General features: G+C 43.7%; 20 protein-coding genes. 12 read left to right on the top strand and 8 right to left on the bottom strand.

Annotated features, from left to right (window positions below; genetic code table 11):
• Positions 1-197: 197 nt before the first annotated feature.
• Positions 198-641: a hypothetical protein gene (locus AWV70_RS09095; RefSeq protein ID WP_060206334.1), complete on the top strand. Its 444-nt coding sequence runs from the start codon at positions 198-200 to the stop codon at positions 639-641.
• Between the two features lie 154 nt (positions 642-795).
• On the opposite strand, the gene AWV70_RS09090 is transcribed toward AWV70_RS09095, so the two are convergent.
• The 3 genes from AWV70_RS09090 to AWV70_RS09080 are packed head-to-tail and all read right to left on the bottom strand — an operon-like array spanning position 796 to position 2,516.
• Positions 796-1,248: an NUDIX hydrolase gene (locus AWV70_RS09090; protein ID WP_060206331.1), complete on the bottom strand. Its 453-nt coding sequence runs from the start codon at positions 1,246-1,248 to the stop codon at positions 796-798.
• A gap of 27 nt (positions 1,249-1,275) precedes the next feature.
• Positions 1,276-2,079, bottom strand: a complete 804-nt coding sequence (locus AWV70_RS09085) for a class I SAM-dependent methyltransferase (RefSeq protein ID WP_060206391.1) — start codon at positions 2,077-2,079, stop codon at positions 1,276-1,278.
• 20 nt (positions 2,080-2,099) lie between these two features.
• Positions 2,100-2,516: an NUDIX domain-containing protein gene (locus AWV70_RS09080; RefSeq protein ID WP_060206329.1), complete on the bottom strand. Its 417-nt coding sequence runs from the start codon at positions 2,514-2,516 to the stop codon at positions 2,100-2,102.
• A gap of 61 nt (positions 2,517-2,577) precedes the next feature.
• On the opposite strand from AWV70_RS09080, the gene AWV70_RS09075 reads away from it, so the two are divergent.
• The 4 genes from AWV70_RS09075 to AWV70_RS09060 all read left to right on the top strand — a co-directional run bounded on the left by AWV70_RS09075 (position 2,578) and on the right by AWV70_RS09060 (position 7,006).
• The gene (locus AWV70_RS09075) at positions 2,578-2,877 is read left to right on the top strand and encodes a hypothetical protein (protein WP_060206327.1); all 300 of its coding nucleotides are present in this window, start codon (positions 2,578-2,580) and stop codon (positions 2,875-2,877) included.
• Positions 2,878-2,980: 103 nt separating this feature from the next.
• Positions 2,981-4,801, top strand: coding sequence for an oligoendopeptidase F (gene pepF / locus AWV70_RS09070; RefSeq protein ID WP_082713532.1), 1,821 nt, complete (start codon positions 2,981-2,983; stop codon positions 4,799-4,801).
• A gap of 138 nt (positions 4,802-4,939) precedes the next feature.
• Positions 4,940-5,686, top strand: a complete 747-nt coding sequence (locus AWV70_RS09065; protein WP_060206326.1) for a hypothetical protein — start codon at positions 4,940-4,942, stop codon at positions 5,684-5,686.
• Positions 5,687-5,827: 141 nt separating this feature from the next.
• Complete coding sequence (locus tag AWV70_RS09060) at positions 5,828-7,006, top strand: pyridoxal phosphate-dependent aminotransferase (RefSeq protein ID WP_060206324.1); 1,179 nt, start codon at positions 5,828-5,830, stop codon at positions 7,004-7,006.
• A gap of 128 nt (positions 7,007-7,134) precedes the next feature.
• Here the strand turns inward: AWV70_RS09060 and AWV70_RS09055 are convergent, their stop codons facing one another.
• The 4 genes from AWV70_RS09055 to AWV70_RS09040 all read right to left on the bottom strand — a co-directional run bounded on the left by AWV70_RS09055 (position 7,135) and on the right by AWV70_RS09040 (position 9,791).
• Positions 7,135-7,983: a GNAT family N-acetyltransferase gene (locus tag AWV70_RS09055; RefSeq protein ID WP_060206323.1), complete on the bottom strand. Its 849-nt coding sequence runs from the start codon at positions 7,981-7,983 to the stop codon at positions 7,135-7,137.
• Positions 7,984-8,116: 133 nt separating this feature from the next.
• Positions 8,117-8,554: a hypothetical protein gene (locus AWV70_RS09050; protein WP_060206321.1), complete on the bottom strand. Its 438-nt coding sequence runs from the start codon at positions 8,552-8,554 to the stop codon at positions 8,117-8,119.
• Positions 8,555-8,560: 6 nt separating this feature from the next.
• The gene (locus AWV70_RS09045; protein WP_060206319.1) at positions 8,561-8,893 is read right to left on the bottom strand and encodes an ASCH domain-containing protein; all 333 of its coding nucleotides are present in this window, start codon (positions 8,891-8,893) and stop codon (positions 8,561-8,563) included.
• Positions 8,894-9,038: 145 nt separating this feature from the next.
• Complete coding sequence (locus AWV70_RS09040; RefSeq protein WP_060206317.1) at positions 9,039-9,791, bottom strand: FixH family protein; 753 nt, start codon at positions 9,789-9,791, stop codon at positions 9,039-9,041.
• A 173-nt stretch (positions 9,792-9,964) separates the two neighbouring features.
• Between AWV70_RS09040 and AWV70_RS09035 the strand changes: the two genes are divergently transcribed.
• From AWV70_RS09035 to AWV70_RS09005, 7 genes are all read left to right on the top strand, one after another.
• A complete protein-coding gene (locus AWV70_RS09035) occupies positions 9,965-10,627 on the top strand; it encodes a response regulator transcription factor (RefSeq protein ID WP_201024344.1) in 663 nt (220 codons plus the stop codon).
• Entirely contained in the window at positions 10,627-12,039 is a 1,413-nt protein-coding gene (locus AWV70_RS09030) for a sensor histidine kinase (RefSeq protein ID WP_060206314.1), read from the top strand. Before AWV70_RS09035 ends, AWV70_RS09030 begins: the two co-directional genes overlap by 1 nt.
• Entirely contained in the window at positions 12,036-12,605 is a 570-nt protein-coding gene (locus AWV70_RS09025) for an SCO family protein (protein ID WP_060206312.1), read from the top strand. The genes AWV70_RS09030 and AWV70_RS09025 overlap by 4 nt, the downstream gene beginning before the upstream one ends.
• A 73-nt stretch (positions 12,606-12,678) precedes the next feature.
• Positions 12,679-12,978: a hypothetical protein gene (locus tag AWV70_RS09020; RefSeq protein WP_060206310.1), complete on the top strand. Its 300-nt coding sequence runs from the start codon at positions 12,679-12,681 to the stop codon at positions 12,976-12,978.
• 71 nt (positions 12,979-13,049) lie between these two features.
• Complete coding sequence (locus tag AWV70_RS09015) at positions 13,050-13,370, top strand: general stress protein (RefSeq protein ID WP_060206308.1); 321 nt, start codon at positions 13,050-13,052, stop codon at positions 13,368-13,370.
• Between the two features lie 166 nt (positions 13,371-13,536).
• Complete coding sequence (locus tag AWV70_RS09010; RefSeq protein WP_060206306.1) at positions 13,537-13,908, top strand: hypothetical protein; 372 nt, start codon at positions 13,537-13,539, stop codon at positions 13,906-13,908.
• Between the two features lie 132 nt (positions 13,909-14,040).
• The gene (locus AWV70_RS09005; protein ID WP_060206304.1) at positions 14,041-15,462 is read left to right on the top strand and encodes a tyrosine phenol-lyase; all 1,422 of its coding nucleotides are present in this window, start codon (positions 14,041-14,043) and stop codon (positions 15,460-15,462) included.
• 107 nt (positions 15,463-15,569) lie between these two features.
• Here AWV70_RS09005 and rlmN read toward each other — a convergent pair.
• A partial coding sequence (gene rlmN / locus AWV70_RS09000; protein ID WP_235588594.1) for a 23S rRNA (adenine(2503)-C(2))-methyltransferase RlmN occupies positions 15,570-16,402 on the bottom strand: 833 nt, incomplete at its 5' end.

The following is a 16,402-nucleotide window of genomic DNA, read 5'->3' as shown; positions in this document are numbered from 1 at the left end:
TTTTCACCCTCCGTGTATTCTTTATAATTTGAATACTATTATAACATTATTCTTCCAGCATCTCTCGATGATTCAAAAAGTATTTCATTAATCCAACGCCTCCATTAATTTATCTTCCTCCGGAAACATAGCATGAGTACTATTCAAAAATCACAGCCGCTGCGTATACTATACAAACGAAAACTGGAGGAATTGACATGAAAATGCGAGCCTTCTTGCTCATCGCACTCATAATCGGAGGGATGTATGCAATGATAGAGACCATAAATGATTTCAAAGAAAAAAGTTTCACTGAAATCATTGAAACGGTGGATACTGAATTCGCTTCGCTCACTTTCACAAAGCCTACGATGCACGGTTCCCCAGCAGAAACGTGGAGCATCGACGATGAAAATAAAGTAGATGAATTGCTTCAATTTCTGCAAAACTATCACGTGAAGAAATTGAAGCCGGAAGAAATCAATCCGGATGATAATATCGACGAATTCTCCATCAGCTTGAAAGGCGCGGACGGAAATAGCATTACAATTATCATCGCGGAAAATTTGATCATCCAAAATTCGCTGCTCTATTATGAAATCGTCGACGGCCCGCTCGATGTAGACTGGATCGTTCGTTTTTTCGTCAGCACTAAATTCTAAAGCTGCTTCCTTTGCGGAAAACAAGCATAAATACGCATAAATCTTATCATTCACGCATAAATACCGCTAATTACTCATAAGTCATTCCATTCACGCATAACCACTTCGAGCCGCGCATAAATCCTTGTATTCACGCATAGCTGGATAGCAAGGTTCATTTCCGCATAGCTACATATTGATGAATCATCGATCGGATTAACGGACTCAAGTTTTCTGGCAACTGATGCACATTAAAAAAACCAACTTCTGATGTCTCAACACCGTCAGCTTTCAGTTCACCGCCACGAATGTCATCCGTTGCATAAACGATTGTCACCGAATAGTATTCGTGGCCATTATTCAAAACGGTATGTGTTTGAGCGCCAGATACGACGGTCACAAGCTTCATCTTCCCGATCTGCATGCCCGTCTCCTCAAGGACTTCCCTTCGAGCGGTCTCTTCAGACGATTCTCCAAGCTCCATGAAGCCGCCCGGAATCCCCCAACGACCATCCAACTTCCTTTGCAGAAGGATTTCCCCTTTTTCATTGAAAACTCCTACTCCTGCGCCTGTCAGCAATAATGGCCGGTTTCCGACCACTTCTCTCAAATCCTCTATATATCCCACAATCCATTCCCCTTTTTCTCTATAAACTTATCGAAAGTCCTTTGAAGCAATCATTGTAAACGTCCCTGGAAGCCTCTCAGCAATACCATCTGGTGAACCTGCAGGAAATGCCCAATGAACTCCTTTATCCTCTTTCATTTTTCTTATGTTCAAACCAGAATGGATAAGAGCATTGATAACTTCAGAAAGTGTCCACTGCCTGATTACATTTTTCACTAATTTTTGCTGCGTTTGTTTTGGAAGTAGAGCAGAATAGGCGACGTCAACTTCCCTATACTCGTCACTAAAATAGTCGCCATCCAGTACAGCATCCCCATTAGCCATGCGCAGCGTCTTTGAAACAAATGGGTGATAATCCCTTACAATAAAAACTCCATTCTCTTTCATAAGGGCGGACACCTTTTGAAACAGAGGACATAAATCTACGAAATAATGAAGTACACCCATTTCAAGGATGACGATATCGAATTGCGAAATTTCCTCTTCGGCTAATTCGAGTACATCATTGACAATATAAGTTATCGCAACTCCTGCCGCTTCCGCCAATTCCATAGCATACCGTTTGTTTTCTGATGATAAATCCACTACGGTGACATCTGCTCCAAGAAGTGCGAAGCAGACTGCTTTATTCCCCTTTGAACCAAGTAAATTAAGCACGCTTTTCCCTCTTACTTCTCCTACTTCTTCCAAGTAAAAGCCTACTTTCTTCAAGGGATCTGCTGATAGTTGCATTGCGTATTCATGGGGAGTTCCATGTCGTGATACCCAAGCTTCGTATGCGTTTTGATTCCAGCCTACTTTATTCCTTTCACTCATTTGCTGTTGGTTCATGTATTTCCCCTCATCCAAACTCAAACCTGTACTCCTTGAAATGTATACGATAACGATGATTCCAATATTCTTTCAATACCGCCATCATAATAAGGCATTGCTTCGTTTGCGAATGAAAGATCTTTCCATTCAACTTCTAAAATTCCGCCTGTATCCTGAATGGCGACTTCGCCATCTACCACTTCCGCTAAAAACGTGAAAAATAACACATGGTTATTTTCCTTCTGCCTAAATGCTTCATTTACCGTTAGCAAATTTCCAAGTTTGACGGTCAGACCTGTTTCCTCCCATACTTCACGCTGTGCCGCTAGTTCCAATGTCTCTCCTTTTTCCACACCCCCGCCCGGCAATGTCCAATTATCATATTTCCTATTCTTCACCATAAGCACTTTTCCCTTTTTTAAGATCACAGAATATACAACATCTACTCGATTCATTTTTGAACCCCCCCTATTCGTATATACTTAGAATCATAGCTTATCACCGGAGGGATGAACAATGGAATTCAGAAATATCGATGAACAGATTATCCAAAAATATAGGGAGGATGAAACGCTGATGATACGTCTGTTTGTGCAATGGTGCGCCAACAATCAATTGGAGCCGCACGCACTCTATAAAAAAGCGTATCCAGAGCAAATCGAAAACGCCGCTTTACAAGAAGTCATTGAAGCCGATGATGGATTCGACGATCTTCATATCGATAATGAAACCATGCTTGACGTCCTGCAGCTTTTCGGCAATGAAGACCTCGTTTTCGTAGTCGCCGATGAAATTGAAAAACTGCAGAAAAAATAAGATTGCAGAAATCCCTATTCATTTTTACTTTTCTATAAGTTTGCTATATACTATCATTAGTTCGACAACCGTAATAAATTGAAATGAAAAGGGAGAGATTGGAATGGTGAAAAGTTTACCACCGCGTTCAGCAGTAAACATTGAAGAGACTTGGAATTTGGAAGACCTTTTCAAAAATGAAGAGGACTATAATGCAGCTGTTGAACAGCTCGAAAGTGAAGTCGCTTCATTCGAAGAGCAATTCAAGGGGAAAATCACCGATGAGAACGCAATCATCGCGGCGTTGAATGGCTATGCTTCTATATTGGGCAAAATGACACCGATCGGGGCTTACCAAAGTTTGGCACATAGCGTCGACCAAACAAATGACGAAGCACAAATGCGTTCCAGTAAATATGGCTCTACCGCTTCCAAACTCGGAAGCCAGCTTTCATTCTTCACAAGTGAACTTTCTGAAGTGCCGAGTGAGCTACTGGAAAATGCGATGAATCAATCCGAGGAATATAAAAACTATCTTGAAGAACTGATCCGTCAAAAGCCGTATAAGCTTCACCCGGAGGTTGAAAAGACGTTGGCCGCATTCTCCTCTGTATTGAACGCGCCATACGGCTTATACAATACGACTAAACTAGTCGACATGAACTTCGATGATTTTGAAGTCGACGGTGAAAACTATCCATTAAGCTATACAACATTCGAAGGTGGATGGGAGTCGGAAACGGATACGAAAAAAAGAAGAGCCGCATATGATGCCTTCCATGCAAAACTGAGAGAGTATCAGCATACGACTGCCAAAGCATATGATATGCATTTGCAAAAAGAGAAAACGACTTCCGATTTAAGAGGATATGAAAATGTTTTCGATTACCTCCTGTTCAATCAGGAAGTTGACCGCTCCATGTATGACCGGCAAATTGATTTGATTATGAAAAACCTTGCGCCGCATATGCGCAAATATGCAAGTCTCCTTCAGAAGGTCCATGGACTTGATGAGATGAATTTCTCGGACTTGAAGATTCCATTGGATCCGAATTATGAACCAAAAATCACAATTGAAGAATCAAAGAAATATATTGATGACGCGCTTGCTATCATGGGTGACGATTATATGAATATGATCGATCGTTCCTATAAAGAGCGCTGGACTGATTTTGCACAAAATGCTGGTAAATCGACAGGAGCATTCTGTTCAAGCCCTTATGGCGTCCACCCTTATATTCTAATTTCTTGGACAGGCAGTATGGAAGATGTCTTCGTACTGGCGCATGAGTTAGGTCATGCTGGTCATTTCTACAATGCCCACCAGCATCAAAACATTTTCAATTCGCGCCCTTCCATGTACTTCATCGAAGCTCCGTCGACGATGAATGAAATGTTGATGGCGAACCATTTGCTATCCAATTCGAATGATCCGAAATTCAAACGTTGGGTTATTTCATCCATCGTAGCGCGTACGTACTACCATAACTTCGTCACACACTTATTGGAGGCTGCCTATCAGCGCAAAGTGTACGAGCGCATCGATGCTGGCGGCAGTGTGAATGCGAATGTGTTGAACAACTTGAAGCGCGGCGTCCTTGAAGAATTCTGGGGAGACGACGTAAAAATCAATGAAGGTGCGGAATTGACATGGATGCGCCAACCGCACTACTACATGGGCTTGTATCCGTACACATACAGCGCCGGATTAACGATTTCCACTCAAGTGTCGAAGCGCATTTTGGAAGAAGGCCAACCTGCTGTCGAGGATTGGTTGAAAGTGTTGCAAGCAGGCGGCACGAAATCACCTGCCGAGCTTTCCAAAATGGCAGGTGTCGACATTACGACGGAACAGCCTTTGCTTGATACGATTGCGTATATCGGTGAATTGATCGATCAACTTGTAGAATTGACAGATGAGATTGAAGCTGCACAAGTGAACTAATTTTGGACAGGCTGTCCCTTCAACGGAGGGGACAGCCTTTTATTTGGACGTTGTTATTCGCTTTCTCATCCGATATGATAAATACAAATCTATTCGTATTACTAGTTTCTATCATCTATTTTGAAATGAGGGATTCTCTTGACTTCCACACAATCCAATTGGTATGTTCGGCTCGGCTGTCTCGCGCCTATTATCGGGATAGCTGCGATGTTTTATTTTATAAAGCGTGACGCTTTCCTTCCCGGCTTCTTATTTTTCGCGGTGTTCTTCGGGTTTGCGTTACTTTTTTTATTCCTTTCCACACGGACAGAGAATAAATTAAAGGCGAAACAGATGGAGTATCTGAATACATTCCAACCGAAAGCAACAAACTTTATCGAATCACACTCTTTTGTGGCGGATGATTTGCTTTCAAAAATCTCTGTTGACGAAGCAAATTGTAAAATTTACTTTTGGGAGCCTGCCCCGCTTATCGATGGGAAGTCTGTCAAAAAAGCATTTAACAAAATGCCTTATATACTGTCAGACTATCCGTATTCCGCAATTTTGGCCGTGGAAGTTTATGAAAACGGCGTCCTGAAGAGAGCAGCCGTGAAGGAAGCTGATGGGGCGATGGAGCGGATCGAAGCGCTCGGACAATCTGTCATACCCGTTGTTGACAAGAAGATGTCGTTAGCGAAGAAGGCAATCCACCGTAAAATCGCCATTGTTGAAATGAAAATCATAATCGATGATGAAACAAAGCCCGTCCGGGTTATCCGTTTCTATGCAAATCTTGATAAGAGGCTGAAAAAAGAGTCTGTCGACCATGTTGCCATGGAACGTAAAGTCGACCATTGGATGTCCCTCTTGACGTTCATCATGGACAATGATCGGAATTATTGAAGCTGCCACCCCGTTTGAATAGCGGGTGGCGGCTTTTTCCTTTTTACGAAAAATCATGTTGAGTTTCATTGGATGCATATAGTAGAATGAAAGCAAAAGAAAGTCAGACGAGTCAAAAAACTATGAAAAAGAGGTTATTACATGCTGATGTCAAACCGTGTACGAAACATGCCGCCCCATTTCTTTTCTTCGTTAGTCAAAAAAGTCGATTCTGCCAAGGCAGCAGGATTGGACATTATTAACCTAGGAAGAGGCAACCCCGATCAACCGACGCCTCCGCATATAATCAGAGCTTTGCAGCAGGCTGCAGAGCGCCCGGATACTCACGGATACTCGCCTTTCGACGGCATTCCTGAATTCCGGAAAGCCATCTCTGATTTCTACAAACGTGAATATGATGTGGATGTGGACCCGAATACGGAAGTCGCCATTTTAGGCGGCTCCAAAATAGGGCTTGTCGAAGTGCCTTTGGCAATGATGAATGAAAGCGATCTCCTTTTGCTGCCCGATCCCGGGTATCCTGATTATTTATCAGGAGTCAGTCTCGCCAATATCGCTTATGAAACGATGCCACTCCTGAAGAAAAATGGATTCCTGCCCGATTTCGGAGCATTGTCAGACGATGTAAAACAGAAAGCTAAAGTCATGTACTTGAACTATCCGAACAACCCAACCAGTGCTGTTGCGACCGTCCCTTTCTTTGAGGAAACAGTCTCGTTCGCCAAGGAGAATGAAATTTTCATTTTGCATGATATGGCGTATGGCGGAATCGGTTTCGACGGTGAGAAGCCTGTCAGCTTCATGCAGGCGGAAGGGGCAAAAGAAATCGGAATTGAAATGTACACATTATCAAAAACATACAATATGGCCGGCTGGAGAGTCGCTTTTGCAGTTGGGAACCGGGATATGATTAAAGCGATCAATCAGCTGCAACACCATTTATTCATCAGCCTTTTTCCTGCGGTTCAATACGCCGCCATCGCCGCTTTGACGGAAGATCAAGGATGTGTGCGCGATTTGACGGCATTGTATGAAGGACGCAGAGATGTCTTGATTACCGAATGCAAGCGGATCGGGTGGGATGTGGATGCGCCGAAAGCATCTTTCTTCGCCTGGCTGCCTGTACCGCCGGGTTATACGAGCGAGGCGTTTGCGGATATTCTTCTTCAACAGGCAGGAGTCGTCGTCGCTCCGGGGCATGGGTTCGGTAAGCACGGAGAAGGTTATGTACGGGTCGGCCTGCTGGCAAGCGAAGAACGTATTGCTGAGGCAGTTCGTAGAATTGAGAAGTTGGGGATATTTTCTGTGAGTGAAGCGTAACATGGCAAGGCCGCCTATAGATGAGGCGGCCTTGCCATGTGTAGGGACGGTCGCTTTGAATGCGACTTCAAAGCTGAACGAGAACTTTTGGTGCGGGAATGACGACTTTAGACACGCCAACCACATTCTTATTTCTCAAATCCGATATGGATTGAATCGGCAATATGTTTGTAGCCGATTTCCTTATAGATCTTATTCGACGTCGGGTTCATCATATCCGTATATAACACGCAGAACTCGTAGTCCTTCAAAAGCTCCTGCGACCCTTGCGCGACCATTGTCCGGGCATACCCTTTCTTTCTCTCCTCTTTTGGTGTAAAGACGAGCGAGACAGTGACGCTATTTTTCGTCGGCCTTGATTTTTTCATCATCGAGACGACTTTGCCTTCAACTTCCCACAAAAAAACTTCCCAAGAATCAAGGAATGCTGCCACCTTTTCTTTAATGATCTCCGTTGATGTCCTATCCAGATTTGTATCTTCTTCGAACAATGCAAACCACTTTTCAATTAAGGGAGCATCTATATCGGTCGCAAACCTCCAACTCCCCGGGCTCATTTCAAGCGTCTCTTCAACTTCATCCAACCGATAAAGCCCTTGATCCATGAGCAATTTTTGCGTCTCTCCTGTTTGATCTTCCCAAGTTTTTGCGAAAGAGAGCGCCCATTTCTTCAGGCTGATGACAGATGGAACCGTGATCCTATTGCCGCGCAGTTCCTGTATGATGAAATCAATCACTTCATCTGCTCTGTTCTCATTCACAATGACAAGATTCAATGGATGCGGCGGGGTCATCTGCAACAGTGCAAGGACATCTTCCCCATCCGCCACAACGACCATGAAAGGATTTTCATATTTCCCCGCTTTAATTGCTTGCAGTATACCGTAGAACAGGCTGAACACATCCTCGTTTTTCACGATAATTGGCTCTGCCACCTTCGCAAATTGCTCAGCATTCTCGTATTGAACAAACTCCATCCAAATCGCCCCATTTCGTTTCAGAGCATTATATACTGTAATGATTGAATTGTCACTATCTTTTTCAATAGAATTAAAAAAGGATATGCATTCATCCTCTGCACATCCTCATTTTATGTAGTCCATTATTCAATCACCAAAGCATCGGTTTCTGCACCATAAGCCAAAGCATGATGAGCATCAATCCGATATAAATCCAAGTTGTCCTCGTCAGGACGGTCAAAATCTCCCCTTTACTGCTATGCTTATAATACTTTTTGAGGACCTTTGTAAACCCGCTTGATAAGAAAAAGCCAGATAAAAGCATGATGCCAAGGGTCGCAATCACCCAAGAGGTATTCCAAGGCCACGGACCGGTAAGTAACAGCAATGCGCCAGATAGGACAAGCATATGCCCGGCGTGCATAACAAGCCTTATTATGACCTTGATGATCGCCAAGTAAGCATTTTCAGTTGGAAGATCGACGTTCCGCAGCCTTTTGATCGTCGGCAACAATAGGAATAACGGGCCGATTGCAAGTACTGCGGAAACGACGTGGACAAATACAATTGTCCCATACATGTACTTCATGACATTTTACTTTGCTACAGGGCTGAATTCGTGAACCCACACGCTCATTGTTGGAAGCCACGGCATGTTCGGATGCAAGGCAAGGATTGATTGTTTATATTCTTCCAGATTTGCAAATCCTTCTTGTTTCGCATGCTCATCCGTCATTTCACCAAGTGTTTGCTTGTAGAGCTTATCAACTTTAAACTCATTTCCGTCCAATACCATGATTTCATCAGGATACGCGTAGACACCATTTCTTCTCGTCGCTGTTTTTTCACCCTTCAATACTTTTTCGACATCTGCAGGGATTGTAACGAGCCGTTCAACCGAGCAAGTTTTTTCTGGTAGTTTATTCATACTGCATCGCTCCTCTTCTGAATCTTCCTCTATCATATCGATTCTATGCCTATAATTCCAGATGTAACGATTGTAAACTTCGCAACTTCCCCACCGCAATTCACGATACAGCCATAATCATTATTTTCGGCTAGAAACGAATTTCTTATTTCACTTCAAATGAAAATTCCTCATGCTCATGCAAGCCTTCACTATTTTTCACGTGAATGTTCACAGTGTATGAACCTTTTTCTTCGAAGGTGTAGACCGCAGTATATTCGCCTTGTTCGGTTTCATCTGCGTCAATCCAAAGGTGCTTTTTCCCAAGGACATCGCTTGAAACTTCATAACGTACATTTCCTTTTACAAGCGGCTGTCCATCGATTTGCAAATGGGTCATCAATTCCGTGTCTTCACCCGTCGTTGCATTTTCTGGTTTCACGAAATGAAGTGCAAACCCGTCCGCATGACCATGTTCATGGCCATGTTCCTCTCCTTCCGCATGTTCGCTTTCAGCATGTGCACCTTCCCCGATTGTCACTTGCTTCACAGGCATCGTATGCAGATCTTTCGCATCTACATGCACTTGAACATGGAACAGGCCATCGTGTTCAAATGATGTTTCCGCTGTATAGGTACCATCCTTTTCATTGACGGAGTCAATCATGACAGAATCATCTTTTTTTCCTTCTTCCCACACCTCGTAGACGACTTTATCGGCATCACTCACCTTTTCATCTCCGTATGTGACAAGGGCTTCCATCTTTACGGTGTCACCGACATCCGCCTTTTCGGTCACTGTCAATTCAACTTCCAAAGGCAGTACTTCCACTGCTGATCCGTCATCCGTCTCTTTACCGCAAGCAGCTAAAAGAACTAATCCGATCATTACGCCTAGCATTTTGAAACTTTTATTCATGCAGATCCCCTCCACTATTTCTTATTGACGAGCATGTTTATTCAGTTATGATATTATCAAGGAAATGCGAAGTAACTATGAAGTGTACCTTTTCATAAGTATTTCACAACTACCGAGTATATTAGTATTGATTATCTCTGTGAAATGAGGTTATTTTGATGAAGCCATATACGATTTTAATAATAGATGATGAACCACAAATGAGAAATTTGGTGCGCACTTTTCTTGCCAAGGACGGCTATATTGTCGAAGAGGCCACGGATGGCATGGACGCGTTGGCCAAAGTGTATAAACTACAGCCCCATTTATGCATTGTCGATGTCATGATGCCTTATATGAATGGATTTGAATTTGCTAAAGAATTGAAGCGTACGACCAACATTCCGATTATCTTTTTATCTGCCAGAGGAGAAGAATGGGACAAGGTTGAAGGCCTAAAAATTGGCGGCGATGATTATATGGTCAAACCGTTCATGCCGGGGGAACTGATTGCAAGGGTGGAATCTGTTCTTAGAAGATCGTATCAACATCGGTATTTGTCACAGTCGTTTACAGTCGGCCCGTTAGTCATCGATCATCTCGCGCATAAAGTTACGTTAGATAACAATACCGTTTCATTGACGGTGAAGGAGTTCGGCATCCTTGAGACACTCGCGAGAAAACCGGGCCGGGTATATACACGGGAGCAGATACTGAACCTTGTATGGGGCGATGATCATAAAAGCACCGACCGGACGATCGATACGCATATTAAAACATTGCGATTGAAATTGGGAGAAGCCGGAAGCATGATTGAAACAGTATGGGGCATCGGATACAAGCTTGAGGTGAAATGATGAAAAAGCTCACATTGAGCAAAAAAATATTAGTTGTCTTACTATCGAGTCTTGCTTTCACGATTCTTTTTTCATTTTTCTTCATTCACTTCCTCTATTCCAAACTATATCTCTCAAGCATTGAGGAATCCATCGTCTATCAAGGAAAGCGGACTGCATCCCATTACCATTATGGTGAGCTGAGCGATGAAATCATTGAGAAGATTCAATGGTACAACATCGTCTCCGAATACGAGATAATTGTTGTAGACCAGTTGGAAGACTTGACTTCATACTTTCCCTATAAGCTTAATTATGAAAATCTTGTCGGCAATGCCGATCGCGAAAGTCTAAACAAAGGCGCCTATATTATGAAGAAAGGATATGTCGAAGAGCTTGACCGGGAAATACTAGGAGCCATTTTCCCGATAAAGGGTGAAACAGGTCTTATTGGATTCATATATATTTATGTACCGCTCGCAGCGATCCAAGATGTATTCCGGGAAAGTATTCCCATTCTAATTGCTGTCGGCACTTTGTTTTTTTTCATTCTGTTTCTTGTCCTCAATCGGGCATGGCAATCACTTTTCAGGCCATTGCAGGAGCTTCAGCGACTCTCGGCAGAAGTATCAAAAGGAAATTACAGCAGCAGGATTGAAACCGAACGCGAAGATGAGATTGGCCAATTGGCGAATGCATTCAACATGATGAGCCTTTCATTGGAGGAGCAGGAAAAGCGGAAAAAAGAATTCACCTCCAATCTTGTCCATGAACTGCGGACGCCATTGACGTATATCGGCGGGTATACTCATGTCTTAAAGGGGAAGATCTATTCATCACCCGAAGAAGCGGAAAGCTACTTGACGACAATCGAAAAAGAAACCGTACGATTGAATAAACTGATCAATGATCTCATCGAGCTGAATCACTTGCAGGAGGATTTATATGTACTCGTCGAAGAGCCGATCGTCATCGCGCAAATCATATTGGACACACTTGATTTATTCAACATCCTGATTTCTGAAAAAGGATTGGAGTTGCAGCTCGATATCGAAGAAGATCTCATTTTGACCGGCGATCCTAAGCGGATTCAACAGGTGTTCTATAACATTATTGACAATGCCGTCAAATATTCTATCGATGACGGGCGCTTATCGATTCAGTTGAATTCCGCCGGAGAGACTGTCGAGTTCAAAGTGACGAATGAAGGGATTGTCATACCCGAAGTTGATATCGACAGAATCGGGGAACGATTCTTCCGCACTGATAAGGCAAGGAACCGGACGACTGGAGGGTCGGGACTCGGTCTCTCGATTGTGAAAGAGATCATCCGCCTGCATGGAGGCACCTTTTCAATTGAGAGCGATGCCGCGATAGGAACTACCGTGACTGTCTGTTTTGTAAATAAGATGAAAGATGGGGATGGACAATGAAAACTCTCAAATTGCAATTCTTGCTTGTCATTACCATATCTCTCTTGTTCGCTTGCGGCGAACCGAAACAAGCAGGCAGACAAGTCGCCTCCTTCTCATTCACCGATCAAAACGGAGAGCCGTTCGGCACCGATCAGCTTTTAGGAAAAGTATGGATCGCGAATTTTGTTTTTACAAATTGCAACTCGGTCTGTACGCCGATGTCGCATAAAATGGCCGATTTACAAACAGCTGCCAAAGAACAAGGACTTGAAGTGGAATTCGTGACATTCACAGTCGATCCCGATTCAGACACGCCGCAAGTTTTGAAGGATTATCTCGGACAGTTCTCTGATGATGAGTCGAATTGGCATTTACTGACGGGTTATTCGCAGGAGGCAATTGAAAAATTGGCATTGAATCAGTTCCAGACGATTGTGCAAATGTCGGGTGAATCCGGGCAAGTCATCCACGGAACGAATTTTTATGTCATTAGTCAACAAGGCCATATTGTGGATGAATTCAGTTACATCGAAGAATCATTTAAAGACCAAATCCTCGATAAAGTTGAGCGGCTTGTGAAATAATTGCGGATTAATTGGCGCTGAAGCATAAAGCTGATAACATAGATGCAATAGACAATTTCCAGGAGGAATCCGCTTGAAAGAAAACATCTCTTCTTTAAATTATTTCACAGTCGAGCGGTCAATCGATTGGTTTAAACAGGAACATCGTCAAACGACACGTACCCTATTATTATACGAGGAAGCGATTACCTCGTCGGACCATACTTTTTCCTTGGAACATGTTCACGATGTTTCGTATCGCCCTTTCTCAAATGGCACAGGGCTTTTTTACCTTCATACGAACCGTGGCGTTTTCACATTCGGAGTGAGTGATAATCCCAATGAATTCATCAACTCCTACAAACGCCTCAAAGGAGATCCCTTCGCTTTTTGATAATTCCCTTTGTTTAATTTGTCCTATTCGAGGTATAGATAGTACAAATACAATTGGGAGGTAGTTTTACTATGGTCTTGAAAAAAGTTGTTGAGAATGCAGTGCAAGCAAAAAAGGAAATCGAGGAATTGACGACACAAGGATATGCACATGACGACATTTATATATTCGCCCACGACAAAAAAAGGGCTGGAAATATTACGGATGCACTTGATACGGAATCCGTCGGCATGAAGGAGCAGGGGTTCCTTGACAGCATGAAAAACATGTTTACGTCCCGTGGAGACGAGCTCCGCAGCAAAATGGAGGCAGCTGGATTGACAGCAGAGGATGCCGCCGATGCGGAACGAGAGCTTGATCATGGAAAACTTGTGTTGATTGCGAAAAAATAACAAGAATATAAAACAATGCTGATAAATGAAGCATACGGTATCGGCGGCCGTTCCTTTTTAGGGAGTTATCCCAAGAGGAACGGCCGTTTTTATTTGTTTCGTAGCATCCCCCTACACTTCCCCCACTTTTTCCGTTATGATATGTACTGAAAGCGGGTGCACTTCCTTGGATAAAAAATTATGGAAAATAGGTTTTTTCACCGGGCTGACTTCCTTTGTACTGCTCATCTTAGGGATTCGGACTATTTTAGGGACGGAATTAGTGTTTAAGAATTACTTGACGTTCGGAGTATTCAGTCTGACTGTCGGCATTCTGGCGTCTTCATTGCTTTTTTATAAAATGAAGATTGCCTTTCGGATTTTCATGGCAGCCCTCGTTTTAGGCTTTGCCGAGTTTTTTCGCAGCTTCCTCATGGATGCAAACGGGTTTGGCGACTTGATCGGAGTCCTTTCGTTATTCATCATAACAACGTTCGGATTCGGGCTCAGCGTCATTGTCCAGTTCATCGTTATTGGAATCAAAAAATTAAAAGAATAGGATTTATTGAAAGGCCGCCACATATATATGAAGGGCGGTCTTTTTTCGCGATCTTTTGTAAATTAATTGAATAGTAGGATTCCAAGGGATATAGTGAAGTGGGGAGAAAAATTTCTAAGGGGGATGTTTTTATTGAAAAGAAGAACTGCAGAACCTTATAAGATTAAAAGTGTGGAAACACTTTCCATGCTCTCTTACGAGGAACGTAAAGAGTCACTTGAACGCGCCGGATATAATACGTTTTTGATTGATTCCGATGACGTGTATATCGATTTATTGACTGACAGCGGGACGACTGCGATGAGTGATGCGCAATGGGGAGCGCTCATGACAGGTGATGAAGCCTATGCCGGTAGCAAGAGCTGGAAGCGGCTGGAGCAGGCAGTCCGGGATGTATACGGGTATCGTTTCGTATTGCCGACACATCAGGGCCGGGGTGCTGAAAATATTTTGTCGCAGTTAAAAATTAAGGAAGGCGATTATGTACCCGGCAATATGTATTTTACGACAACGCGTGCCCACCAGGAGATGAACGGCGCCACGTTCGTCGACATCATCATTGATGAAGCGCATGATCCTTCCATCGACCTGCCTTTCAAAGGGAATGTCGATTTGGATAAACTGCGTAATTTGATTCAACAAGTCGGGGCTGACAAGATTCCGTACGTCTGTCTTGCGGTCACGGTGAATCTCGCGGGCGGCCAGCCTGTCAGCATGCAAAATATGAAAGAAGTATATGAGCTGTGCAAGTCTCATAATATCGATGTCATGCTCGATGCGACGCGTTGTGTTGAAAACGCTTACTTTATTAAAGAGCGAGAAGATGGATATGCGGATCGCACTGTTGCGGACATATTGAAGGAAATGATGTCGTATTCCGACGGATGCACGATGAGCGGGAAAAAGGATTGCCTTGTAAATATAGGCGGATTTCTTGCGATGAATGATGAGGATTTGTATATCAGATCGCGCGAGCTCGTTGTCGTCTATGAAGGGATGCCTTCCTATGGCGGAATGGCGGGCCGGGATATGGAAGCTATGGCAATCGGGATCCGCGAGGCAGTCGATGATCATTATATCGAGCATCGGATTGGCCAAGTGAGATATCTTGGACAACAGCTATTGGATGCAGGCATTCCGATCGTGCAACCGATTGGCGGCCATGCGGTATTTTTGGATGCGCGAGCGTTCCTTCCACATTTAAGCCAAGAGGAATTCCCTGCACAGGCACTAGCCGCAGCCCTCTATTTGGATTCAGGCGTTCGAAGCATGGAGCGCGGCATCATTTCCGCAGGACGGAATAGCAAGACCGGCGAGCATAACCGGCCAAATCTTGAGTTGGTGCGGCTCACGATTCCGCGCAGGGTATACACGAATAATCATATGGATGTTGTCGTCGATTCGATTTTGGCTTTGTATGGGAAACGTGATGCCATCTGTGGATTGAGCATGGTCTACGAGCCGCCGACACTTCGTTTCTTCAATGCAAGGTTCGCGCCGCTAGCGGAAAATGGAGAGTTGATTAGTGAGGAGAATCAGAAAATCAACGCGTAGGCTGGTGAATGCGGGCTGTTGTTGGAATAATGGAGCCCTTGGCACAATAAGAGAGCCTTTATGCAAATAAAAACGCATGCCATCACAACGGCATGCGTTTTTTGTATTTATTTCGCCACTTTTTCTTTCTTGATTTGCTTGCTTCGCAATTGTCCGCAAGCTGCGTCGATGTCCGAGCCTTGTTCCCAGCGGACGCCGCAGTTGATCCCGCGTTTTTTCAACGTATCGTGGAATGATTTGATCGCTTCAGATTTGCTTCGTTGGTATTGTCCGTGCTCATCGACCGGGTTGTATGGGATGAGGTTGACGTACGACAAATGACGTTTATTATAAAGAAGTTTTGCCAATTGCTCAGCTTCTGTTACGTGATCGTTTACGTCATCCAATAGGATGTATTCGAACGTGATCCGACGGTTTGTCGTTTCCAAATAATAATCGATTGCGTCCATCAGCTTTTCGATCGGGTATGCTTTGTTGATTTTCATAATACTCGTCCGTAGATCATTGTTTGGTGCATGAAGAGAAACAGCCAAATTGATTTGAATATTTTCTTCTGCGAACTCACGGATCTTAGGTGTCAAACCGCTCGTTGAAACAGTGATGTGTCGAGCACCGATCGATAACCCTTTTTGGTCATTGATGACACGTAAGAAGTTCATCAAGTTCACATAGTTGTCGAACGGTTCACCGATTCCCATAACGACGATGTGGCTGACACGTTCCCCATTGCCTACCTCGTCAAGATGCTGTTGCACTTTCATAATTTGTCCGACGATTTCCCCGGCATCCAAATCCCGGTTTTTACGCAATAAACCACTCGCGCAGAAACTGCAGCCGATATTGCACCCGACTTGTGTCGTAACACATACCGAGAAGCCGTATGGAAATTTCATTAGAACGGTTTCAATCAAGTTCCCGTCTTGCATTTTGAAAAGGAATT

This window comes from Sporosarcina koreensis, assembly GCF_001531445.1.
GTDB lineage: Bacteria > Bacillota > Bacilli > Bacillales_A > Planococcaceae > Sporosarcina > Sporosarcina koreensis_C.
This window is presented reverse-complemented; position numbering and strand designations above follow the sequence as displayed.

Excerpts from the sequence above, each read along its gene's own strand:
- AWV70_RS09015 (WP_060206308.1), top strand. The coding sequence starts at position 13,050 with ATGGTCTTGAAAAAAGTTGTTGAGAATGCAGTGCAAGCAAAAAAGGAA.
- pepF (WP_082713532.1), top strand. The coding sequence starts at position 2,981 with ATGGTGAAAAGTTTACCACCGCGTTCAGCAGTAAACATTGAAGAGACT.
- AWV70_RS09025 (WP_060206312.1), top strand. The coding sequence starts at position 12,036 with ATGAAAACTCTCAAATTGCAATTCTTGCTTGTCATTACCATATCTCTC.
- AWV70_RS09040 (WP_060206317.1), bottom strand. The coding sequence starts at position 9,791 with ATGAATAAAAGTTTCAAAATGCTAGGCGTAATGATCGGATTAGTTCTT.
- AWV70_RS09055 (WP_060206323.1), bottom strand. The coding sequence starts at position 7,983 with ATGGAGTTTGTTCAATACGAGAATGCTGAGCAATTTGCGAAGGTGGCA.
- AWV70_RS09045 (WP_060206319.1), bottom strand. The coding sequence starts at position 8,893 with ATGAATAAACTACCAGAAAAAACTTGCTCGGTTGAACGGCTCGTTACA.
- AWV70_RS09030 (WP_060206314.1), top strand. The coding sequence starts at position 10,627 with ATGAAAAAGCTCACATTGAGCAAAAAAATATTAGTTGTCTTACTATCG.
- AWV70_RS09095 (WP_060206334.1), top strand. The coding sequence starts at position 198 with ATGAAAATGCGAGCCTTCTTGCTCATCGCACTCATAATCGGAGGGATG.
- AWV70_RS09080 (WP_060206329.1), bottom strand. The coding sequence starts at position 2,516 with ATGAATCGAGTAGATGTTGTATATTCTGTGATCTTAAAAAAGGGAAAA.
- AWV70_RS09060 (WP_060206324.1), top strand. The coding sequence starts at position 5,828 with ATGCTGATGTCAAACCGTGTACGAAACATGCCGCCCCATTTCTTTTCT.
- AWV70_RS09050 (WP_060206321.1), bottom strand. The coding sequence starts at position 8,554 with ATGAAGTACATGTATGGGACAATTGTATTTGTCCACGTCGTTTCCGCA.
- AWV70_RS09075 (WP_060206327.1), top strand. The coding sequence starts at position 2,578 with ATGGAATTCAGAAATATCGATGAACAGATTATCCAAAAATATAGGGAG.
- AWV70_RS09085 (WP_060206391.1), bottom strand. The coding sequence starts at position 2,079 with ATGAACCAACAGCAAATGAGTGAAAGGAATAAAGTAGGCTGGAATCAA.